Annotated in this window: 19 protein-coding genes; 10 read left to right on the top strand and 9 right to left on the bottom strand. The window is 64.1% G+C overall.

The features are described 5' to 3' along the window. Nucleotides 1–181 precede the first annotated feature (181 nt). Together AC0L2J_RS29880 and AC0L2J_RS29875 are read right to left on the bottom strand one after the other, a co-directional pair. Nucleotides 182–1,336 (bottom strand): acyl-CoA dehydrogenase family protein, encoded by a 1,155-nt coding sequence (locus AC0L2J_RS29880; RefSeq protein WP_007604972.1) that lies wholly within the window; start codon nt 1,334–1,336, stop codon nt 182–184. 162 nt (nt 1,337–1,498) lie between these two features. Further along, the gene (locus AC0L2J_RS29875; RefSeq protein ID WP_473395392.1) at nt 1,499–3,124 is read right to left on the bottom strand and encodes an amidase family protein; all 1,626 of its coding nucleotides are present in this window, start codon (nt 3,122–3,124) and stop codon (nt 1,499–1,501) included. A gap of 258 nt (nt 3,125–3,382) precedes the next feature. On the opposite strand from AC0L2J_RS29875, the gene AC0L2J_RS29870 reads away from it, so the two are divergent. The 3 genes from AC0L2J_RS29870 to AC0L2J_RS29860 all read left to right on the top strand — a co-directional run bounded on the left by AC0L2J_RS29870 (nt 3,383) and on the right by AC0L2J_RS29860 (nt 5,254). Continuing rightward, the gene (locus tag AC0L2J_RS29870) at nt 3,383–4,783 is read left to right on the top strand and encodes a TAXI family TRAP transporter solute-binding subunit (RefSeq protein ID WP_473395396.1); all 1,401 of its coding nucleotides are present in this window, start codon (nt 3,383–3,385) and stop codon (nt 4,781–4,783) included. Nucleotides 4,784–4,855: 72 nt separating this feature from the next. Further along, entirely contained in the window at nt 4,856–5,029 is a 174-nt protein-coding gene (locus AC0L2J_RS29865) for a hypothetical protein (protein WP_007604975.1), read from the top strand. Between the two features lie 15 nt (nt 5,030–5,044). Then, nucleotides 5,045–5,254: a hypothetical protein gene (locus AC0L2J_RS29860; protein ID WP_007604976.1), complete on the top strand. Its 210-nt coding sequence runs from the start codon at nt 5,045–5,047 to the stop codon at nt 5,252–5,254. Nucleotides 5,255–5,274: 20 nt separating this feature from the next. Here the strand turns inward: AC0L2J_RS29860 and AC0L2J_RS29855 are convergent, their stop codons facing one another. Continuing rightward, nucleotides 5,275–5,613 (bottom strand): response regulator, encoded by a 339-nt coding sequence (locus AC0L2J_RS29855; protein ID WP_007604977.1) that lies wholly within the window; start codon nt 5,611–5,613, stop codon nt 5,275–5,277. Nucleotides 5,614–5,780: 167 nt separating this feature from the next. On the opposite strand from AC0L2J_RS29855, the gene AC0L2J_RS29850 reads away from it, so the two are divergent. After that, the gene (locus AC0L2J_RS29850; protein ID WP_473395391.1) at nt 5,781–6,554 is read left to right on the top strand and encodes an SDR family NAD(P)-dependent oxidoreductase; all 774 of its coding nucleotides are present in this window, start codon (nt 5,781–5,783) and stop codon (nt 6,552–6,554) included. 268 nt (nt 6,555–6,822) lie between these two features. Here the strand turns inward: AC0L2J_RS29850 and lepA are convergent, their stop codons facing one another. Further along, nucleotides 6,823–8,634: a translation elongation factor 4 gene (gene lepA, locus AC0L2J_RS29845; protein WP_473395390.1), complete on the bottom strand. Its 1,812-nt coding sequence runs from the start codon at nt 8,632–8,634 to the stop codon at nt 6,823–6,825. A gap of 241 nt (nt 8,635–8,875) precedes the next feature. Between lepA and AC0L2J_RS29840 the strand changes: the two genes are divergently transcribed. The 3 genes from AC0L2J_RS29840 (at nt 8,876) to AC0L2J_RS29830 (ending at nt 12,713) form a co-directional block, all read left to right on the top strand. Further along, on the top strand, nt 8,876–10,234 hold the full coding sequence (locus AC0L2J_RS29840) for a caspase family protein (protein ID WP_473395389.1): 1,359 nt from the start codon (nt 8,876–8,878) through the stop codon (nt 10,232–10,234). Beyond that, a complete protein-coding gene (locus AC0L2J_RS29835; RefSeq protein ID WP_473248113.1) occupies nt 10,231–11,001 on the top strand; it encodes a M15 family metallopeptidase in 771 nt (256 codons plus the stop codon). The genes AC0L2J_RS29840 and AC0L2J_RS29835 overlap by 4 nt, the downstream gene beginning before the upstream one ends. Nucleotides 11,002–11,087: 86 nt before the next feature. Further along, complete coding sequence (locus AC0L2J_RS29830; protein WP_473395388.1) at nt 11,088–12,713, top strand: glycosyltransferase family 39 protein; 1,626 nt, start codon at nt 11,088–11,090, stop codon at nt 12,711–12,713. Between the two features lie 15 nt (nt 12,714–12,728). Here the strand turns inward: AC0L2J_RS29830 and AC0L2J_RS29825 are convergent, their stop codons facing one another. The 5 genes from AC0L2J_RS29825 to AC0L2J_RS29805 all read right to left on the bottom strand — a co-directional run bounded on the left by AC0L2J_RS29825 (nt 12,729) and on the right by AC0L2J_RS29805 (nt 16,722). Beyond that, a complete protein-coding gene (locus tag AC0L2J_RS29825; RefSeq protein ID WP_007604995.1) occupies nt 12,729–13,046 on the bottom strand; it encodes an HPr family phosphocarrier protein in 318 nt (105 codons plus the stop codon). Then, complete coding sequence (locus AC0L2J_RS29820) at nt 13,043–13,444, bottom strand: PTS sugar transporter subunit IIA (RefSeq protein WP_007597752.1); 402 nt, start codon at nt 13,442–13,444, stop codon at nt 13,043–13,045. The genes AC0L2J_RS29825 and AC0L2J_RS29820 overlap by 4 nt, the downstream gene beginning before the upstream one ends. Before the next feature lie 133 nt (nt 13,445–13,577). Beyond that, entirely contained in the window at nt 13,578–14,102 is a 525-nt protein-coding gene (locus AC0L2J_RS29815) for an HPr kinase/phosphorylase (protein WP_473395387.1), read from the bottom strand. Then, a complete protein-coding gene (locus tag AC0L2J_RS29810; RefSeq protein ID WP_473395386.1) occupies nt 14,099–15,904 on the bottom strand; it encodes a stimulus-sensing domain-containing protein in 1,806 nt (601 codons plus the stop codon). The genes AC0L2J_RS29815 and AC0L2J_RS29810 overlap by 4 nt, the downstream gene beginning before the upstream one ends. 116 nt (nt 15,905–16,020) lie before the next feature. Further along, nucleotides 16,021–16,722 (bottom strand): response regulator transcription factor, encoded by a 702-nt coding sequence (locus AC0L2J_RS29805; protein ID WP_007597749.1) that lies wholly within the window; start codon nt 16,720–16,722, stop codon nt 16,021–16,023. A gap of 241 nt (nt 16,723–16,963) precedes the next feature. Here AC0L2J_RS29805 and AC0L2J_RS29800 point away from each other — a divergent pair, with 241 nt between their 5' ends. The 3 genes from AC0L2J_RS29800 (at nt 16,964) to AC0L2J_RS29790 (ending at nt 22,289) form a co-directional block, all read left to right on the top strand. Beyond that, nucleotides 16,964–17,713, top strand: coding sequence for a HugZ family pyridoxamine 5'-phosphate oxidase (locus AC0L2J_RS29800; protein ID WP_473395385.1), 750 nt, complete (start codon nt 16,964–16,966; stop codon nt 17,711–17,713). Nucleotides 17,714–17,777: 64 nt separating this feature from the next. Next, nucleotides 17,778–20,372: a CHAT domain-containing protein gene (locus tag AC0L2J_RS29795; protein ID WP_473395383.1), complete on the top strand. Its 2,595-nt coding sequence runs from the start codon at nt 17,778–17,780 to the stop codon at nt 20,370–20,372. Between the two features lie 300 nt (nt 20,373–20,672). Continuing rightward, nucleotides 20,673–22,289, top strand: a complete 1,617-nt coding sequence (locus AC0L2J_RS29790) for a phosphoenolpyruvate carboxykinase (protein ID WP_007605007.1) — start codon at nt 20,673–20,675, stop codon at nt 22,287–22,289. Nucleotides 22,290–22,414: the final 125 nt, after the last annotated feature.

Below are 22,414 nucleotides of genomic sequence, written 5' to 3'. Positions count from 1 at the left end.
GCGCGCTACAAAAAATTCAGAATTATCACTTCCAAATGGTCGGCGCGGTCACAGCGGAAAGCCGTCGTTTCTGCAGCTATAGAAATTGGTCCGGGAAAATCCCCAAAGGTTCAGCGACGAAGACGCGGATGGCGAACTCAATATAGGTCAGCGTGCGTGCACTTTCGCAAACTGGTCGACGTCAGCGATCCCCTGAAAGGATCATCTTACCGACATCTTCGTAATGCGTGTCGCGCGCCTGGATCTGCTGGGCGATGGCGTGCATGTCGCGAAACCGGCGCTCGAACGGATTGCTGCGGAATACGGCGGTTGCGCCGGCCATGTGATAGGCGGCGTCGACCACCTTGGCCGCCTGGTGAATGGTCCAGGTCGCGGCGAGGCGAACCGAGCTCCGATGCGCCGCGCTGAACGCGCCGGTCGCGCAGAGATCGCGCCACATCGCACTTGCCGTCGCATAGAGATAGGCGCGCGCAGCGCGAAGATCGCCCTCGGTGCGGCCGATCAGGCCCTGGACCGCCTGGTTGTCGTGCATGGCGTTGGCCGCCAGCGACTGATGCTTGCCGCGCGCCAGCGCGATTGCGGCATCCAGCGTGGCGCGCGCCACGCCGAGCGACACCGCGGCAAAGCCGAGGCTGAAGGTCGAGCCGGTGCCGATCCTGTAAAGGGGACCCTGCTCGCGCAGCGCGGACGGCACGTCACGAAATGCCGTGAAGCGCTCGGGGACGAACAGGTCGGCGACCTCGTAGGAATCGGTGCCGGTACCGGCGAGCCCGATCGCCCGCCAGACATCGTGCAGCACGGCGCTCGCGACCGGAAACAGGATGGTGCGCAGCTCCGCCGAGCCGTCTACGTTCTTGCGCGGCGCGCCGTCGGCGCCGACGATGCGGACATGCGCGCCGAGCCAGCTCGCCTGCCGCGAGCCCGAGGCAAACTCCCAGCGCGCCGTGACGCGATAGCCGCCCTCGACGATGCGCGCCTCATGCGCGATCGCGCCCCAGGCGAGGATGCCGGGCGCCGTGTTGAAGATCTCCTGCGCGGTGTCGTGGTCGAGCGAGGCCGCGATCATCGCGCAGACCGCGCATTGACCAAGGCACCAGGCGGTGGAGGCATCGGCTTTCGCGATCTCCTCCAGCATCTGCATGAACGCTTCCGGCGGCGCTTCGACGCCGCCAAGGCTCTGCGGCAGCAGCGCGCGATAGAGCCCGTTCTCGATCAGCGCGTCGACGACGGGCGGCGTCAGCCGCCGCGTCCGCTCGATCTCGTCAGCCTCGCTGGTGACGAGCGGCGCGATCGCCAGTGCCCGCTCGACGAGGCCAAATCCGGGAGTTGCGTTCATGCGCGTTTCCTCGCCCATTCTTGCTGTGAGCGGTAAGGAGGCAATGGTGGTCTATCTGGCGGGGAGGATCAAGCTGGTCCCACCGTCATTACGGGCCGGCGCCAATTGGCGCGCTCCGGAATGACGGTTCGATCTCGCAAGCTCGCGCTGACGCGGGCGACATCACAGCTCGGGCAAAGCCGGCGGCGGCTTGCGTGCGTCGGTTGCTTGCTCGAAGGCATACGCCAGCCGCAGCAGCTTGTGCTCGCTCCAGGCGCGCCCTGCGAAAGTGACGCCGAGCGGATAGTCGGGTGTGTCTTTGCCGTCGTCTGTCCCCGAGACGAAGCCGCCAGGCACCATGACGCTGGGATACCCTGCCTTGGCGGCGATTGCGGCGCCATAGGCGCCGGGGAATAGCACCGCATCGAGCTCGTGCTGGTTCATATAGGCGTCCATACCGCGCGTCCTGGCGGAGAGCAGGTCCATGGCACGTGCGGACTTGTATTCGGGCTCGCTGAGATCGCCCCTGGTCAAGTCAGCGGCGAGAAAGTGGTCCTGTCCGAAACGCAGCGCATTGTCGGCGTTCGCGGCGTTGAAGGCCACGATGTCGGCCATGGTCTTGATGTCAGTGTTGGTCGCCCAATCCCTCAGGTAGAGATTGAGATCGTGCTTCAGCTCGTACAGAAAGACGACCGGCGGCCTTGCGACCGTGCCTTTGTGGGCGCTCAGCGGATTGCGGTTGAGCACGGACATGGTCGTGCCCGGCCCACCGATCCAGCCAAGAGTTGGCATGCTGGCGCGCACGATGATGGCGCCGAGATCTTCCAGCACCTTGATCACCCCAGCCATCAGCTTGGCCGACTTGGCCGGCAGCTTGCCGTAATAGCAATCGTTCAGCGGGTCAGCGGGATCGCTCGGCACGCCGATGCGCGCGCCCTTCATCGCGTCGGTGACGAGGCCGGCGGTGTAGTCGGCCGGCCGCCGCTGATCTTGCGTCGCTGGGTCGAGCGGGTCCTTGGCAGCCAGCACATTCAGCAGCATCGCCGCATCGCGCACCGTGCGCGTCATAGGCCCGGCGGTGTCCTGGCTGTGCGCGAGCGGCACGATGCCGGCGCGGCTTATCAGCCCGACCGTCGGCTTCACGGTGACGAGTCCGTTCAGGCCGGCGGGAAACAGCAGCGAGCCCGAGGTTTCGGTGCCTATTGAGGCCGCGCACAGTCCGGCCGCCACCGCGACCGCCGAACCCGAGCTTGAGCCCCCTGGGGTCAGAACCGGGATGCCGTGCTCGTCCATCAGCCCTGGTGCGTAGGGGTTCTTCACCTGGCCGCCCAGCGATGAATAGCCCGAGGGCATGTCGATCGCGAGCATGTTGGCGAACTCCGTCAGGTTCGCCTTGCCCAGGATCACCGCGCCGGCGCTCCGCAGCAGCTTGACGATGGTGGCATCATCCCTGGCGCGCGCGCCCTCCAGCGCCAGCGAACCCGCCGTGGTCGGCTGCTCGTCGCCCGTCGCGATATTGTCCTTCAGCAGGATCGGCACGCCCGCCAGCGGCCGCTGGGCCGACGGCCTCATGCCGTCGAGCGTGCCCGCGAGCGCATCGGGATTGAGTGCGCGGACCGAGTTGAGTTTAGGCCCGTCGCGGTCATAGGCCGCGATGCGCGCGAGATAGAATTCGGCCAGCGCCCTCGCGGTGATCCGCCCGCCGGCCAAGGCATCGATGATGTCGCTCATCGGCGCGTGCGCGAGCATCTGCATGGTCAGCGCCGACGGCGTCCGTTCAGTCAGGCCAGATCCAGGAAGCTCGGACATTCGCGTTTCCTCGCCCATTCTGCCCGTGAGCGGTCAATCGCGCGATGGTGGTCTATTTGGCGAAGACGATCAAGGTGGTGTGCCGTCAATCCGGCAATCGTTGCGTGAAGTGCGGAATCAGAGATGATGGCGCGAGCTCGAAGAGCTCACGCCGGCCCCAAGAAACTATTGGCGCTGCTCGGATATTATCGTTTTCCAGAACAGCATGATACTCTTCCGAAACAGGCAGCGATTTTGGCCTCCAACCGGCAGCGGCAAATGTCCTCGTCTGATGCTCCGATGAAACGCAGTGACGCAGCCCGCCGAGGGCGGAGACAGACGAAGACCCTGCTGCTGATTTTAGCCATCGGATTTCTCGTTTTCGGCGCCGCTGCGGGTACATTGTATTACGCGCTGCGGCCGATAACTCTTCGGATTGCCGTCGGACCGCCGGGAAGCAACGATCACAAAGTGATCGAGGCGATGACCGAGGCCTTTGCCAGCGAGAGCAGGACCGTGAGGCTGTCTCCGATCACGACCGCCGGGGCTGCCGAAGCTCTCGCTCTGCTCGGTGCCGGCAAGGCCGACCTTGCGGTGGGTCGCGGCGATCTTGAAATGCCGGCCGACGCGCAAACAGTCGTCATCTTGCGCAAGAACTTCGTCGTGCTGTGGTCTTCTTCGGGAGTTGCGGGCAAGGGCTCCAAGCGAAGGCCGGCGCCGAAAATCAAGGAGGTCGCCGATCTCGCGGGACACAAGGTGGGGGTGATCGGCGCGACCCCGGCGAACGCCGCGTTGCTGAGAGTCATCCTGAGCGCCGCCGGTGTGGAGCCGGACAAGGTCACGGTCGCTCAATTCGGCACGGGCCAGCTTGAGGAGCTGGCGCGTGACCCGAGCCTCGACGCCTTCATGGCTGTCGGCCCGCTCGATAGCAAGATAACCGCCGACGCGATTGCCGCGACCGCCCGGACGCGTGGCGAGCCGAAATTTCTCGCGATCGACGCATCGGAAGCCATCGCCCTGAAGCATCCTCGTTACGAATCGGAGGAAATTCCGCCAAGCATTTTCAATGCGAGTCCAGCCCGGCCGGATGACAAGGTTGAGACCGTCAGTGTCAGCCATTTGATCGTCGCGCGGAATGCCTTGTCCGAAACGACAGTGGCGGCGTTTTACCGCCAGCAGTTCGCCCTCCGCCAGGCGATTGCCAGGCAGGTGCCTGGCGCTGCGCAGATCACCAAGCCGGACACCGAGAAAGAAGCCGAGCTGCCGGTTCACCGGGGAGCGGCGGCCGTGATCGACGGGACCGAGCGCACCTTCCTCGACAGATACGGCGACTATTTCTGGTTTGCGCTCCTGCTTCTCTCCGGCATTGGTTCGGCCGGCGCCTGGCTGCGTCAATATCTGAATCGGGATGAACGCGACGAGAACACTGGCCATCGCAACAGAATCCTGGCGCTGGTTTCCAAGGTGCGCACTGCGGAGTTCGACCACGAACTGCTGGCGATGCAGCAGGAGGTCGACGCCATCATCGTCGAAACACTTGGCTGCTACGATGACGGCGCCATCGAGGAGGAGGAGCTGGCAGCCTTCGGCCTGGTGCTCGAACTGTTCGATCATGCCCTCAGCGAGAGGCGCGCAGCGTTGCAAATTTCTCCTTCGAACGTGCTCGCCGCGCGGCGGTAGCGATACTGGCTTTGGTTCCTGGAAAGGAACGGTTGGGCGCTCAAGGCGTTTGAGCCATGAAAGGACACTTGCATGACCGAGAAATTCGATCCGGCACCGCCGGACAAGAACGCGGAAGATCTCAAGCGCGGCATCCGACGCGACAAGGCCAGGGACGACGAGTTGGACAAGGGCTTGAAGGACAGTTTCCCGGCGTCGGACCCGGTGAGCAGCACCCAGGCGTCCAAGGCGACCCCGGACGCATGAAAGGAGGGATAGACTATGGGCCTCGCAGCCTATGATATCGTTGGCACGGATGGTGCCTGGCATGTCGACCACGATGGCGAAATCCGGAACACTTACCAGACCAAGGAAGCCGCTTTCGAGGCGGCTGTGGCCGCGGCATCGCTCGCCATGCGGCAGGGTCACTCGGTCCGGCTGACGGTGCCGGAAAGCGAGAACGCCGTCGGCGCGGAAAATTCGGGCGGATGACCCTCAAGGGCATTCTGATTCTACACGGCCGCCAGCAAATGGGCGGGCGCAAACGGCTTGCGCAAAAAGGTCGTATTGGGCGGCAGCGGCGCCATCACCGTCCCCGACATCAGCACGATGTTGAGCCCCGGATGAGCACTGCGAGCGTACTCTGCGAGCTCGAGCCCGGTCATTCTTCCCGCGAGGTTGTGATCGGTAATGAGCGCCCGTAGCTCACTGCCCGTAGACGCGACGATAAGCTCCGCCGCTTCCGCGGTGGCACATTCGACAACTTCGAACCCTTCGTCCTTGAGAAGGTCGGATAGAACTTCGCGCTGGAGCGAGTCGTCCTCGACCAGCAGCATGACGAAATTCGACATGCGGTCATTCCCCACTTATCGAATGTTAATGCGCGTCCTGGAAGATTGTTCGGTTGTGATGTCTTCGTTCGGCGCTCCTTGCGCCACGGCATGATCAGTCGAACATGTCGCATTTCTCCTTGAGCTTTCGACGGAGGCGCCGAAGCGGGGACCGGACAGGAGCGGCAATGGCAATCATCTTCATCACGGGCAGCACGGACGGTCTGGGCCGCGCAGCTGCCCAGTCTCTCCTCGAACAAGGCCACCAAATCGTCCTGCACGCACGATCGGCGGAACGTGCGGCGGCAATCGCCGGGCTTGAATCGCAATCCGCACGGGTCGTGATCGGCGACCTCAAAAGCGTCGCCCAGACCAGACATTTGGCAGATCAGGTCAACGCAATCGGACGAATGGACGCGGTCATCCACAACGCCGGGGTCTATACCGAGCGCAGCCGCGGCCCGACGCCCGAAGGCCACGCCTCCACTTTGGCGGTCAACACGCTCGCGCCCTATTTGCTCACCGCCCTGATGAAGCGCCCCGATCGGCTGGTGTATCTCAGCAGCGGACTTCATCGCGGTGGAGAGGGATCGTTGAGCGATCTCGACTGGACCAGGCGAACCTGGGATCCGGCCAAGGCGTACGCGGAGAGCAAGCTGCACATGGTCGCACTGGCCTTTGCCTTGGCGCGGCGTTGGCCGCAGGTGCTGAGCAACGCCGTCGATCCCGGCTGGGCGCGCACCAAAATGGGCGGTGCCGGAGCGCCGGTCGGCGTGGCCACCGGACAACGGACGCAGACCTGGCTGGCGGTGAGCGATGATCCCGCCGCTCTGGTCAGCGGTCGTTACTGGCATGACCTCCGGCAACAAGAGCCGGCGCACGAAGCGACCGATCCCGATTTTCAGGACAGGCTTCTCGACAGACTGGGCGAGTTGACGGGGGTGACACTGCCTCCGGCGTAGAAACAATTCGCCTGAAGTCCACATCTTCCCAAAGCGTTCGGAGGACGATGCTGCCCCTCATGCGCACGGCATTGCCACGTGCTGCATGATGCCATAATGCGCCTGTTTTGCCCGACAAGTCAAACGAAATTCTGAAAATCAAAAATTCAATCCGAACAAGCCCTTCGCTACTGTGCATGGGGTTGTTTTCGCGATTTTTATTTTCCGGCCCCGAAAAGCGCGGACCAGACCTGTCTCGTCGCGCTCGCGGCGGCCTAAAGGCCTCGCCTCAGCTGTCCACCTTCAGCGCGGCAATAAAAGCTTCCTGCGGGATGTCGACCTTGCCGAACTGCCGCATCTTCTTCTTGCCTTCCTTCTGCTTCTCCAGAAGTTTGCGCTTACGGGTGATGTCGCCGCCGTAGCACTTTGCGGTGACGTCCTTGCGCAACGCGCGCACGGTTTCGCGCGCGATCACCTTGCCGCCGATCGCTGCCTGGATCGGGATCTGGAACATGTGCGGCGGGATCAAATCCTTCATCTTCTCGACCATGGCGCGGCCGCGGCCTTCGGCGCGGGTGCGATGGACCAGCATCGAGAGCGCGTCGACCGGCTCGTTGTTGACGAGGATCTGCATCTTGACCAGATCGGCCGGCTTGTAGTCGGTGAGATGATAGTCGAACGAGGCGTAGCCCTTGGAGACCGACTTCAGGCGGTCGTAGAAGTCGAACACGACCTCGTTGAGCGGCAGATCGTATTTCACCATGGCGCGGGAGCCGACATAGGTCAGCTCCTTCTGCACGCCGCGGCGGTCCTGGCACAGCTTCAGCACGCTGCCGAGATATTCGTCGGGGGTGAGGATCGTGGCCTCGATCCAGGGTTCCTGGATCTCCGCGATCTTGACCACATCCGGCATGTCGACAGGATTGTGGATCGAGATTTCCTGCCCATCGGTCAGGCTCATCTTGTAGATCACGCTCGGCGCGGTCGCGATCAGGTTGAGATCGAATTCGCGCGACAGGCGCTCCTGGATGATCTCCAGATGCAACAGCCCGAGGAAGCCGCAGCGGAAGCCGAAGCCGAGTGCGGCCGAGGTCTCCATTTCGTAGGAGAAGCTGGCATCGTTGAGGCGCAGCTTGCCCATCGCCGCGCGCAAGGTCTCGAAGTCGTCGGCGTCGGCGGGGAACAGGCCGCAGAACACCACGGGGATGGCCGGCTTGAAGCCCGCCAGCATCTCGGTCACCGGCTTCTTGTCGTCGGTGATGGTGTCGCCGACGCGGGTGTCGGCCACTTCCTTGATGGCGGCGGTGATGAAGCCGATCTCGCCGGGGCCGAGCTCGTCGACCTGCGTCATCTTCGGGGTGAAGAAGCCGACGCGCTCGATGTCATAGGCAGCACCGGTGCCCATCATGCGGACCCGGCTGCCCTTCTTCATGACGCCGTCGACGACGCGGATCAGCACCACCACGCCGAGATAGACGTCGTACCAGCTGTCGACCAGCAACGCCTTCAGCGTCGCGTCGCGGTCGCCCTTCGGCGGCGGCAGGCGGGTGACGATCGCTTCCAGCACGTCGGGCACGCCGAGGCCGGTCTTGGCCGAGATCATCACGGAGTCGGAGGCGTCGATGCCGATGACGTCCTCGATCTGTTGCTTGACCTTTTCCGGCTCTGCGGCGGGAAGGTCGACCTTGTTCAGGACCGGAACGATCTCATGCCCGGCATCGAGCGCGTGGTAGACGTTGGCGAGCGTCTGCGCTTCGACGCCCTGGCTGGCGTCGACCACCAGCAGGGAACCCTCGCAGGCCGCCAGCGACCGCGAGACTTCGTAGGCGAAGTCGACGTGGCCGGGCGTGTCCATCAGGTTGAAGATGTAATCCTTGCCGTCCTTGGCGCGGTAGGCGAGGCGCACCGTCTGCGCCTTGATGGTGATGCCGCGCTCGCGCTCGATGTCCATGGAATCGAGCACCTGCTCCTTGCCCGCCATTTCACGGTCGGTGAGGCCGCCGGTCATCTGGATCAGGCGGTCGGCCAGCGTCGATTTGCCATGGTCGATATGGGCGACGATGGAGAAATTGCGGATGTTGGAAATGGGGACGGTCGTCATGGGCGCGGGATACCACTCACACCCCCGTGCGGCAACCATTCACTTGGTCCTGCTGCGCCCCCAGAAGGCGCGCCCGGCAGTGCGCCTGCGCGTCCGGGACGGGGCAGCCGGCCCTGCCTCCCGCGGGACCAGGAGGGTGGACGGCATCGATCCGCCAGCCGCTGCGATCTCCGGCCTCCCTGCCATCGATTTCAGCGACCGCCTCTGCTAGTTTTCCGGCTTTCTGTCATGGAAACAGGCAATGCATTGGAAGCGCCTTTCCGCTTTGTTGGTTGCGGCGTGTTTCGCCTTCCCGGCCGCTGCTGAAAAACGCGTGGCTCTCGTCATAGGCAATTCCGCCTACCAGAACGTGTCGCGGCTGGAAAATCCCAGGAATGACGCGCTGCTGGTGGCCGATACCTTGCATAGGCTCGGCTTCACGCTGGTCGGCGGCGGCGCCCAGGTCGAGCTGGACAAGGCAGGCTTCGACAATGCGGTCCAACGTTTCGGCAACCAGTTGATCGGCGCAGATGTCGCCCTGTTCTATTACGCCGGACACGGCATCCAGGTCCGCGGCACGAACTATCTCGTTCCGGTCTCGGCGAATCCGACGCGCGAGTCCGATGTGGATTTCCAAATGGTCGACGCCGCGCTGGTGCTGCGGCAGATGGACGGCGCAGGAACCAAGCTGAACATCGTCATTCTCGATGCATGCAGGAACAATCCGTTCGGTGGTCGCGGCCTCCGTGGCTCCGACGGAGGTTTGGCGCAAATCCGGGCGCCGGAGGGAACGCTGCTCTCCTACGCCACGCAACCGGGCAACGTCGCGCTCGACGGATCCGATGGGCACAGTCCCTACACGCGCGCGCTGGTCGAGACGATGCAGAGACCCGGGCTCGACGTGCTCCAGGCGTTCAATCAGGTGGGGCTCATTGTGAAGCGCTCGACCGGTAGCTCGCAGCAACCCTGGGTCTCCAGCTCGCCGATCGATGGATCATTCTACTTTTCAGGCGCGCCTGCAGTGCAGGTCGCGCCGGTCAACGTGCCGGCAACGGTCGCGTCGCCCCCTGCGAACCTTCCGCCTTCCACACCTCCGGTTGTGAGAACCCAATCGGATTTCCTTTTCCCGGATTCGGATAGCCGGCTGCTTGCCGACGGCGATTTGAAGACGCTGAGCAAGGGAGAGCTGCGCCTCGCCCGCAACGAAATCTTTGCGCGGCGAGGGCGCTACTTCAACTCGCCCGAACTGACCGCGAGGTTCAGCAAGTTCTCCTGGTATGTACCGCGCACCTGGGACCCGCCGCTGAACGCCATCGAGAAGGCAAATGTCGCCCTGATCGACCGCTATGAATCCGGCGGCCCGGTTCAAGGCAGCTTCATCTTTCCCGATTCAGATCGACGCCTACTCACGCCGGCGGATCTGCGCGGGCTGTCGAACGAGGAAATCCGTATCGCACGCAACGAGATCTACGCGCGGCGGGGGCGATATTTCGAGGCGGCAGATCTCAAGGCCCGCTTTGAACGCTTCCCGTGGTACGCTCCCAACACGTGGAATCCGAAGCTCAATTCGATCGAGGAGACGAATGCCGCGCTGCTCGATCAGGCCGGCAGGCGTCGATGACAATCGCATTGCGGGCAGCACAGATCGTCGTCGCCTTGGTGGCTGCGTCCGTGCCGGCGGACGCTCAAACCAGAACCGAACTTCTGGATCAGCTGGTGCGTGCCTATCCCGATTTCCTGACCGGCCACGATGGCAAGCAAATTTCGTGGCGCGATGGCACCAAGATGCCGGTGGACGATGGTGTCGACGACAAATCGTTTGACCAGCGGCTGCGCAATGCCTCGATCATCGACCAGCTCCGGTTGGCCTATCCCGTAGGGGCTTCTGCGCCGCCCGCGCTGAACGCCGATCCCGGCAGATTCCGGAACGAAGCGTTTTTCACGAAGATGTATGGTGACTGCCGTGCTGGAGCGGTGCAGCGGAATCTCGTGACCATCACCTGGTTGCCGCGATCATGGGGGAAGGCGGTCCAGGTGACGCGGATCAATGGCGTCGCGGATCGGCTCAAGGAGGTGTCGGCGGAAATCGACAAGCTCGAACCAGCGCTGAGGGCCGCAGCCTTTCCCATTGCCGGCGTGCTGTCGTGCCGGCCGGTCGCCGATACCGGTAAGATGAGCATGCATGGCTATGCCGTCGCGATCGATCTGAACCTGCGATATTCCGACTATTGGCTGTGGGCGGGCCGCGGAAAGTCGATCCCGTACAAGAACAGGATGCCGCAGGAGATCGTCGATATCTTCGAACGCCACGGGTTCATCTGGGGAGGCAAATGGTATCATTACGACACGATGCACTTTGAATATCGCCCGGAACTAATGGCCCGGTGATTCCGTATCGTTTCCGTGCTCCAGGCCGTCATTCATTCACGCCAAGCTGATTTCACTCAAGCGCGAAACGCGCTACCCAAGCGGCCATGTCTACAACCTCGATCCCCTCCACCCGGACACGCGCAAAAGCCCGGGTGAGTTTCAAGCGTTTCCGGGCCTGGCTGGTTGCCAGCGCCACCCGCCCCGAGGCGCGCCTCTGGCTGGTGATCCAGCTCGCCATCGTGCATGCGGTGCTCTGGACCTTCATCCTGATCAATCTCAAGGCCGCGCAGGACGTTCACATGGACGTCGCGGAAGCCTGGGGCTGGGGGCAGAAATTCCTCTGGGGCTATGGCAAGCACCCGCCGCTGTCGGGTTGGGTCGCCGGCCTCTGGTTCACACTGTTCCCGCCGACGGATTGGGCGACCTATGCGCTGGCGATGGCGACCGTCGGCACCGGTATGGTGATCTGCTGGCTCATCGCGCTGCGCGTCGTGGATCCGCGGCGCGCGTTCCTGGTCGTGGTGATGGTCGCGCTCTACCCGATCTTCAATTTCAAGGGCTTCAAGTACAATCCCGACCTGCTCCAGCTCGTCACCTTGCCGCTCCTCGTGCTCGCTTATCTCAATGCGTTCGAAAAGCGGAGCTGGCAATCCGGAGTCTTGCTCGGCCTTGCCGGCGCGCTGGCGCTGATGACCAAATATTGGGTGCTGACCATGATCGGCGCCATCGGGCTTGCCGCGCTGATCCATCCGGGGCGAATGAGATTCCTGTCATCGCCGGCGCCATGGGTTGCGATCGCGACGATGGCGGCGGCGATGATCCCGCACATCGTCTGGCTGGCGGACGCGCATTTCGTGCCGCTGACCTATGCCGGCGACACCTACAGCCTCGAGGACAGCGGCCAGGTGCATCAGCTCGTGGCCGGCTATGCCCTGCACAACGTCGCGCTGCTGGCACTGCCGGTGGCGCTGGCCGCGCTGGCGATGGCGCTGGTGCCGCCTTGGTTCAGGCTGCTCCTGCGTGCGCCCTCGCGCATCGTCACGCTGGCCTGGGCGCGCGGCGCGAATGCGAGCGTGAACCTTTCGCAGGCGCGCAACGTCTGGCTCATTCAGATCATCGTCGCGGTCGGCCCCGCGCTCGGCGCGCTGGCCTTCAGCATCTACATGAAGACCGATTGGGGCATCTCGCTGTTCTTTCTGGTGCCGCTCTCGCTGGTCGCGATCCCGGCCTTGCGGGTGCAGAGTGCTGCGCTGTTCAACATTGTCGCGATCTGGCTCGTGCTCAGCGTCGCCACGCTCATTGCCTCGCCCTGGATCGCCGCGCGCGAGATGGCGGCCAATGCGGGCAACACGGCGACCTATGGCGCGCGCTCGGATCTCGCGCGCGAGCTGACGCAGGCCTGGCACGCGCGCTTCGCCTCGCGCTGGGCGGTCGTCGCCGGCACCATGGAGTCGATCCAGCCGATGGTGTTCTACAGCCCGGATCATCCGGCCGCGTTCACGCCGCTCGAACCCTGGGGGTCCGGGTTGATTTCGCCCGATGACGTCAAGCGATACGGCTTCATCGGCGTGTTCGATCCGGCCGACGGCCGCCTGCCAGCCTTCGAGAAATGGGTGTCCGAAGTTGCGCCGAATGCCGAGCGCATCGTGATGACGACGCGCCGTTTCACCCACGGCAAGGCCGGTCCGTCGATGAGCTGGAACATCTACATCGCGCCGCCGGGGAATTGATCGAGGCGACGCCGCCTAGATCCCTTCCTCGTTGAATTTGCTTTCAACGAGTTCGGTGATCGCCGCGAGCGCTGCTTCGGCGTCATCGCCGGCAGCGGCGACCGTGATGGTGGTGCCCGGACCGGCGGCGAGCATCATCAGGCCCATGATCGAGGTGCCGCCGACGGTTTCGCCGCCGCGCGTCACCCAGACCTGCGCGCTGAAGCGCTCGACGGCCTGGACGAACTTTGCGGAGGCCCGCGCGTGCAGGCCGCGCTTGTTGATGATCAGGAGGTCCTTGGAGATCGCGCCCGCGGGCACGCCCGTCCCGGCTTGCGGCGCCTCGTCGCTCATTTGCCGGCGAGGACGCGGCTGGCGATGGTGACGTATTTGCGGCCGGCTTCCTGGGCCATCGCGATCGCGTCGGGGAGCGGACGCTCTTCGCGCACCTTGGCCAGCTTCACCAGCATGGGAAGGTTGATGCCCGCGAGCACCTCGACCTTCGGCCGGCTCATGCAGGATATTGCCAGGTTGGATGGCGTGCCGCCGAACATGTCGGTGAGGATCGCGACGCCATCGCCGGAATCGACGCGGTTAACCGCCTCGATGATGTCGCTTCGACAGAGATCGGAATCATCTTCGGCGCCGATCGTGATCGCTTCGATTTGCTTTTGTGGGCCCATGACATGTTCAAGCGCTGCCTTGAATTCGTCGGCAAGGCGCCCGTGGGTCACAAGTACTAGACCAATCATCGGAAAACTCCTCGCGGGCGCTTTTGGTGCACCGCACGAACGCGCCACTTTGACCATCCAGAGCCCCTGCGCAAGAGGGGATGTTGCGTATCTCCCTGAATCTAGACGGATGGATAAGGGGAGTTGCGCCGGTCTATTCGGTCGCGAGTGTGGGGTTCATATGGTTACCATTTCCCTTCAAACAATCGCCTGAAGGGTTAACGGAAGATGAACTCTTGGTAGTGGTCAAGGCGGCGACAACCAGAGGAAGGGGCGAATAGTCGCGGCCGACGGGGATTCGCGGTATTTCGACACCTAAAATGCCTGTTTTCAGGGATTCGCCTGGCGGCAGCCGCTCCGCGTCCGCGGCGTCCAGATCGACCACGAGGCCGACGGTCGCATGCTCCACAAAGTCGCAGCGGCGGATTCCCAGCCCCCGGATCTCGATCAGGCCGGCCAGGATCGGGGCGGGGCGGACCTCAATTTCGCGGCCGACTGTCGCCAGATGGACACGGTCATCACCGACCAGAACGGCCCTTTCGAGCACGCCGCTACGTCCCGCCATGATCAAATCGAAGGCAAGGCGCGACTTGCCGGAGCCCGAGGGCCCGCGGATCAGCACCGCCAGATCTCCAACCTTGACCGCCGAGGCGTGAATGCTGGGGCCGCCGTCGCTCATAGCGCCGGCAGCCTCACCACGAAGCGCGCGCCGACAACACTGGGCGCGCCGTCCTCGTCCGGCGGGCCGGGGCGGTTCTCGGCCCAGATGCGTCCGCCATGCGCGTCGACGATCTGCTTGGAGATCGACAGGCCGAGGCCGGAATTCTGGCCAAAGCCCTGATGAGGTCGGTCGGTGTAGAAGCGCTCGAAGATGCGCTCCAGCGCGTCGTCCCGGATTCCGGGGCCGTCGTCGTCGATCACGATCTCGATCTCTCCGCGAACGCGGCGGCAGGTGAGGCGCACCTTGTTGCCGGGCTCGGAGAAGGACTGTGCGTTGGAGAGCAGGTTGGAGACGACCTGTCCGAGCCGCGAATCGTGGCCGGTCACGGCGAAATTGTCGGTCGGGCTGCGGCCCTCGAAACGCATTTCGACCGCGACGTCATGGCCGAGCTTGGTTTCATTGGCGACGGAGACGAGCGTCGTCAGCAGGCGGCGCAGGTCGACCGGGATCGCATCCTGGCGTTGCAGTTCGGCATCGAGACGGCTGGCATCGGAGATGTCCGAGATCAGCCGGTCGAGCCGCTTGACGTCATGCTCGATCACCTCGAGCAGGCGCGCGCGGCTGTTCTCGTTGCGCGCCAGCGGCAACGTCTCGACCGCGGAGCGCAAAGAGGTCAACGGGTTCTTCAATTCGTGCGCGACGTCGGCGGCGAACATCTCGATCGCTTCGATGCGGCTGTAGAGTGCACTGGTCATGTCGCGCAGCGCACCGGAGAGATGGCCGATCTCGTCGCGACGACGGGTGAAGTCGGGAATCTCGACCCGGGTCCTGATGCGGCGGCGGATCAGCTCGGCGCTGTCGGCGAGCCGGCGGACCGGACCTGCGATCGTGCTGGCGAGCAGCAGCGACAGCATGATCATGACCGCGGCGGCGACGCCGCCCACCTTGAGGATGGCGAGGCGCTCGGCGGTGACCATCTGGTCGATGTCGTCGCCCTGCGTCGACAGCATCAGCGCGCCGTGGATGGCGCGCGAGCGCAGCACGGGGACCGCGACAGAGACGATCACCTCGCCGCGCGCATTGACCCGCACCATCGAGCGCTTCTGGCCCTGGAGCGCGTCGCCGACCTCCGCATAGCCATTGCCGTTCTCGGGGCCGAGCTCGCGATAGAGCGGCAGGTCGCCGCGATTGAGCCAGGTACGGACCGCGACCATGCCGCGTTCGACTACTCCCGGCTTCTCGGCGGAGACCGACGGCAGGGGGAAGCGCACCACTGTATCGAGGCTGCGGCTGTCGACCAGCAGGCTGCCGTTCGGGTCGTAGATGCGGGCGCGCGTCTTGGTCGGCGAGATCAGCGTGCGCAGCACCGGCGCCACGCGCTCCGGATTGATCGGAAAATCCAGCGGGGAATACTCGTCCGACCCGCCATAGGTCTCGCCGGGCTTGAGGTCGAGCAACCGGTCGGGGTCGATGGTGATGGCGTTGGTCTGCACCGTCGCGGAGGCCGCGATCGCGCCGGCGATGATCTCCGCCTGTACCAGCAGGCTCTGCGCGCGCGCGTCGATCAGGCCGGCGCGGAATTGCGACAGATAGAGGATGCTCGCCACCAGCGCGACTAGGCCGGCGAGGTTGAGCGAGACGATGCGGCGGGTCAGGCTCGAGAAGGACAGCGCGAAGAAGAACTGCCCGGCGCGCTTCAGCCAGTTCAGCGGACGCCAGCCCCGCACGGCCGGCTTGTCCTCGGCCAATTGATCCGGAGCGCCGCGGGCGGTGACGTCCTCGGCGTTCTGGTTCTCGTCAGGCTGCGTTCGGTCAAGCAATGCTCACGCCCGCGTTAGGACAGCTCGTGCGAAGGTCTCCGCATCCTAGAGCCATCCCGGTCCCGATGGAATCAGAACCGGCGATGCTCTCGGTCTTTGGTGGAGGCGCGCGCGCCTCAGGCTTCCTTGAAGCGGTAGCCGACGCCGTAGAGCGTCTCGATCATCTCGAACTCGTTGTCGACGACCTTGAACTTTTTGCGCAGTCGCTTGATGTGGCTGTCGATGGTGCGGTCGTCGACATAGACCTGGTCGTCATAGGCGGCGTCCATCAGCGCGTTGCGGCTCTTCACCACGCCGGGCCGGGTCGCGAGCGCCTGCAGGATCAGGAATTCGGTGACGGTCAGCGTCACAGGCTCGTTTTTCCAGGTGCAGGTGTGCCGTTCAGGATCCATGCGCAGCAGGCCGCGGTCGAGCGCCTTGGCGTCGTTCTCCTTCGGCGTGACGGTCGGATCCTTCGGCGCCGAACGGCGCAGCACCGCCTTGACGCGCTCGACCAGCAGGCGCTGCGAGAACGGTTTGCGGATGAAGTCGTCGGCGCCCATCTTGAGGCCGAACAGCTCGTCGATCTCTTCGTCCTTGGAGGTCAGGAAGATCACGGGCAGGTCGGATTTCTGCCGCAGCCGGCGCAACGTCTCCATGCCGTCCATGCGCGGCATCTTGATGTCGAGGATGGCGAGATCGGGCTGGGTGGTGCGGAAACCGTCGAGCGCCGAGGCGCCGTCGGTATAGGTCATGATGCGGTAGCCTTCGGCCTCCAGCGCGATCGAGACGGATGTGAGAATGTTGCGGTCGTCGTCGACCAAAGCGATTGTGGGCATGAGCCTCTGCTTTCTGCTTTCCGTTTGGGTCGTGGCTTGAAACGGCGAGCAATCCACTGATGCGCCGCATACATGGGTGCCGATGTTGGCATTCGAACCTTGTCACCGAGCAATGCAAGCTAGGCTGAAGTGTGACCAAGTTCCACGAAACACGGCAGATTCGCCGCATCTCGACCCATAACCGGGCCCCGGTTTACCCGAAAAAAGGCCCTCCATGCAACCACCTGACCCGAGAAAGCCGATGCAACCGACCTCCGATTTCGACCCCGGAAAGCTCGCCAAATCGCTGCTGCGGCGGTCACGGCAGGGGGCATTGGCGACGTTGATGGCAGGCAGCGGCGATCCCTATTGCTCCCTGGTCAATCTGGCGAGTCATCCGGATGGCTCTCCGATCCTGCTGATCTCGGGATTGGCCGTGCACACCAGGAACATCCTGGCCGACAGCCGGGTGTCCCTGATGCTGGACGAGCGGGCGGCGGGCGATCCGCTGGAAGGCGCCCGAATCATGCTGTCCGGCCATGCCGAGCCGGACGATGCCGACAAGGATCTGCTCCAGCGACGGTATCTCAATGCCCATCCCTCGGCGGAAGCTTTTGTTTCCTTTAAGGATTTCTCCTTCTTCCGGATTCGACCCACGGGAACCCATCTGGTCGCCGGCTTCGGCCGGATCGTCGACCTCAAGCCGGACCAATTCCTCACGGACCTCACGGGGGCCGAGGACTTGCTGGCGGCGGAGGAGGGGGCGGTCGAGCACATGAATGCCGACCACCGCGACGCCATGGGCCTCTATGCAACAAAGCTGCTCGGCGCTGCCGCAGGCGACTGGCGCTGCACCGGCTGCGATCCGGAGGGCCTCGACATGCAGGACGGCCAGACCGCCTTGCGGTTGAATTTTCCGGAGCGCGTGGTTGATGGCACGGCGCTGCGCAAGATGCTGGTTCGCCTCGCCGGCGAAGCGCGCACCAGGACGGACGAGAGCGCAACAGATTGAACGCTGCTGCCCATCGCGGCGACCCAAGACCATAATTGGTCAAAAGGCGGCCGGCGAGAGCGTCATGGCAGAATGGAATAAACTAGCGCTGGTTGCGGGTTTGACGCTCGCGATCACCGCATCGCTTGTCACGCCTGGCGTTGCCCAGAAAGGTCTCGCCGCGGAGAGCGCGCGGATCAACGCACTGATGAGCGCCGGCAGATATTCGGAAGCACTGCCCTTGGCGCAAGGCATGGTCGCGAGCCTGGAGAAGAGCGACACCGGTCGCGAACTCGCCGCCGCGCTGAACAACCTCGGCCAGGTTCATGCCGGTCAGGGCCACGACGATCTGGCAGAGCCGCTCTACAAGCGCGCCATCATGCTGATGGAAAGGTCGCTCGGTCTCGAAACCCCGTTGATTGGAGCCGAACTGAGCAATCTCGCCGCGCTCTACCAGCGGCAGAGCCGCTATGCCGAGGCCGAGCCGCTGTTCAGGCGCGCGCTCGCCGTTCGCGAGAAGGGATTGTCGCGCGAGCATCCCGATGTCGGCCAGTCGCTCAATAATCTCGCCACGCTCTACGTGAAACAGCAGCACTATGCCGACGCGGAACCGTTGTTTCAGCGGGCGCTCGCGATCTATCAGAAGGCCGGCGGCCCCGAGCATCCGGCAGTGGCCACGGTCCTGAACAATCTCGGCCAGGTCTATCGCGATCTCAACCGCGATTCGGATGCGGAAGCGCCGATCAAGCGCTCGCTCGCGATCCGGGAGAAGGTGCTGGGACCGGATCATCCCGACCTCGCGCGCTCGCTGAACAATCTCGCCGGCCTCTACGAGCACCAGCAGCGCTACGGCGACGCCGAGCCGCTCTATCGCCGTGCGCTGGTCATCCGCGAACGCGCGCTTGGGCCGGATCATCCTGAGGTCATGACCTCGACCAGCAATCTCGCTTATTTCCTCTACGTGGCCGGGCGCACCGCGGACGCATTGCCGTTCGCGGAAACAACGCTTCGGGGCGATCGCGCCCAGTTGCGCGTCGTGTTGCCGGTCCTGTTCGCCGCGCGCCAACAAGGTCTGCTGCCCAGCGACAAGGCGCTGGACGAAGCGCTCGCCGCGATCCAGCGCGGCACGCAATCCTCCGCCGCATCCGCCGTGAACAAGCTTGCGGTGCGGCTTGCCGCCGGCAGCGACCGGCTCGCGGAGCTGGTGCGCCGGGACCAGGATCTCGCGGCTGAGTCCGAGGCACTCGACAAGGCGATCGTCACCGCGGTGTCGAAGCAATCCGCGCAGCGCGATCTCGCAACCGAGCAGCGCAGCCGCGCGCGGATTGCAACGATTGCGAACGAGCGTGCGGGCTTGCAGAAGACGCTCGCGGTCGAGTTTCCCGACTACGCGTCGCTCTCCAATCCCCTGCCGTTGACGATAAAGGACATCCAGCTGCTGCTGTCGGCCGACGAGGCGATGGTGCTCTACTCCGTCGTCGACAAGCAGAGCTATGTCGTCGCGATCACGCGCGAGGGCGTCGATTGGAAGGCCATTTCGCTCGGCGCCGATGCGCTGACGCAGAAGGTGACGGCATTCCGCAAGGGACTCGACGTCGGCAAAGCGCGCGATGCCTCCGGCAAATCCGGATTGTTCGATCTCGCGCTCGCCAACGAACTCCATGTCGCGCTGCTTGGTCCGGTCGAGGCGTTGACAAAGGACAAGCGCAGCCTGCTGGTGGTGCCGTCGGCTGCGCTGACCGCATTGCCGTTTCATCTGCTGGTCACCGAGAAGCCGCAGGCTGCGATCCCGGACACGCTCGAAGGCTATCGCGGCGCCGCCTGGCTGCTGCGGCGTCAGGCCGTCTCGGTGCTGCCATCGGTCGTGAGCCTGAAATCGCTGCGCGCCTTCGCGCGCCGGGACCAGAGCGTGAAGCCGATGACCGGCTTCGGCGATCCCGTGTTCAATCCCGCACTGGAAGCGCCCGCCGAGCGACGCGCCGCGAGCGGCAAGGTCGCCGCGCGCAGCATCGCGACCATTGCCTATAGCGATTTCTGGCGCGGTGCCGGCGTCGATCGCGCGCGGCTTGCGCAGGCGCTGCCGCAACTGCCCGACACCGCCGATGAGTTGAACGCGGTGGCCAGGGATGTCGGGGCTTCCGCGGCCGATATTCATCTCGGCCGCGACGCCAGCGAGACGACGCTCAAGCGAGCAGCGCTTGCTCAATACGGCATCATCTACTTTGCCACCCACGGCCTCGTTGCCGGCGACATCAAGGGACTGGGTGAGCCCTCGCTCGCGCTCTCCATTCCCGATCAGCCCACGGAGCTCGACGACGGTCTGCTCACCGCAAGTGAAGTCGCCCAGCTCAAGCTCAATGCGGATTGGGTTGTGCTGTCGGCCTGCAACACCATCGCAGGCGATAAGCCCGGCGCCGAGGCCCTGTCGGGACTGGCGCGCTCGTTCTTCTACGCCGGTGCGCGCGCTCTCCTGGTCTCGCATTGGGCCGTGGATTCGGAAGCTGCCACCCGCTTGACCACATCGACTTTCGAGCTGTTAAAAAACGAACCAAAGATCGGGCGTGCTGAAGCCTTGCGCCGCGCGATGTTAACCTATGTTGACGACACCTCGTCACCGCGCAACGCCTATCCCGCGATGTGGGGGCCCTTCGCGCTCATCGGCGAAGGCGAGGTAAGATAGGGTGGACTTGGAATTTACATTGAGACTGTCTATCGCATTGTGCGTCGCAATAACCTCGGGAAACGCCGAAACGCACATTTGGTTGCGCGATCATTGTTGATTTTTTGATGCGCCTGCTCAGAGCTGACATGCGCGACGTTTGGCGCGGTCCTTGAATAAACCAAATCCTAAGGGATCAGCTTGGCAACGCCAGCGTTCATCAGTATTAGGTCGTCCAACCGAGGCCGAACGGCCTGTAATCACGGTGACCGCGGCGGCGCCAAGCATGATCGCGCTGAGTGGGTTCTAGGAGGATTTTTCGTGCAAGAGACGGGCGTGCGCAACGGTGCCTTCGGCGCCGACAAATTCGGCTTAAAGAATCTCAAGCAGGTTCACTGGAACCTCGGTGCGCCGCAACTCTATCAATACTCACTCTCGGCGGGCGAGGCGGTGCTGTCGGCCGATGGCGCGCTCTGCGCCGACACCGGCGAGTTTACCGGCCGCAGCCCCAAGGACAAATTCACGGTGCGTGACGCCACCACCGACAAGAAGATGTGGTGGGCCGGCAACCAGTCGATCACCGCAGAGCAGTTCGAGACGCTCTACCAGGACTTCCTCAAGCATGCCGAAGGCAAGTCGCTGTTCGCACAGGACCTCTATGGCGGCGCCGATCCGGCTTATCGCATCAAGACCCGCGTCTTCACCGAGCTCGCCTGGCACTCGCTGTTCATCCGCACGCTGCTGATCCGTCCCGAGGCGATCGAGCTCTCGGCGTTCGTGCCCGAGCTCACCATCATCGACATGCCGAGCTTCCGCGCCGATCCGAAGCGCCATGGCTGCAAGTCGGAGAACGTCGTCGCGATCGATTTCGCCCGCAAGATCGTGCTGATCGGCGGGTCTTACTATGCCGGCGAGATGAAGAAGTCGGTCTTCACCACGCTGAACTACTATCTGCCCGAGCGCGGCGTGATGCCGATGCATTGCTCGGCCAATGTCGGCGCCAAGGGCGATGCCGCAATCTTCTTCGGCCTCTCCGGCACCGGCAAGACCACGCTGTCAGCCGATCCGAACCGCACGCTGATCGGCGATGACGAGCACGGCTGGGGCCCGAACGGCGTCTTCAATTTCGAAGGCGGCTGCTACGCCAAGTGCATCAAGCTGTCGCAGGAAGCCGAGCCCGAGATCTATGCCGCCTCGACCCGCTTCGGTGCAGTACTCGAGAACTGCGTGCTCGACGAAGACACCCGCGTGGTCGATTTCGACGACGGCTCCAAGACCGAGAACACGCGTTCGGCCTATCCGCTCGAATTCATCCCGAACGCCTCGCGCACCGGCCGCGCGCCGCAGCCCAAGAACGTGGTGATGCTCGCCGCCGACGCCTTTGGCGTGCTGCCGCCGATCGCCAAGCTCTCGCCGGCGCAGGCGATGTATCACTTCCTGTCGGGCTACACCGCGAAGGTCGCGGGCACCGAGCGCGGTCTCGGCAACGAGCCGCAGCCGGAATTCTCGACCTGCTTCGGTTCGCCCTTCCTGCCGCTCGACCCCAGCGTCTATGGCAACATGCTGCGCGACCTGATCGCCCAGCACAATGTCGATTGCTGGCTGGTCAACACGGGGTGGACCGGCGGCAAGTACGGCACCGGCTCGCGCATGCCGATCAAGGTGACGCGCGCGCTGCTGACCGCGGCGCTCGACGGCTCGCTTCGCAACGTCCAATTCCGCACCGACAAATATTTCGGCTTCGCGGTCCCGACCGCGCTGCCGGGCGTGCCGAGCGAGATCCTCAACCCGGTCAACACGTGGAAGGACAAGGACGAGTTCGACAAGACCGCCCGCGCGCTGGTCGGCATGTTCCAGAAGAACTTTGCCAAGTTCGAAGCCCAGGTCGACGCCGAGGTCCGCGCCGCCGCACCGGACGTGAAGCTCGCGGCGGAGTAAGCTTGCGCCGTTTGAAATTCGAAAGGGCGGCCGCGAGGCCGCCTTTTTTTGTCTTTCCTTCTCCCCTTGCGGGAGAAGGTGGCGCGAAGCGCCGGATGAGGGGTTCTCTCCGCGCGTTCAACCGC

Source organism: Bradyrhizobium sp. MV1.5, assembly GCF_055807615.1.
The sequence above is the reverse complement of the archived record's forward strand: the minus strand, read 5'-3'. Positions and strand labels throughout refer to the sequence as shown.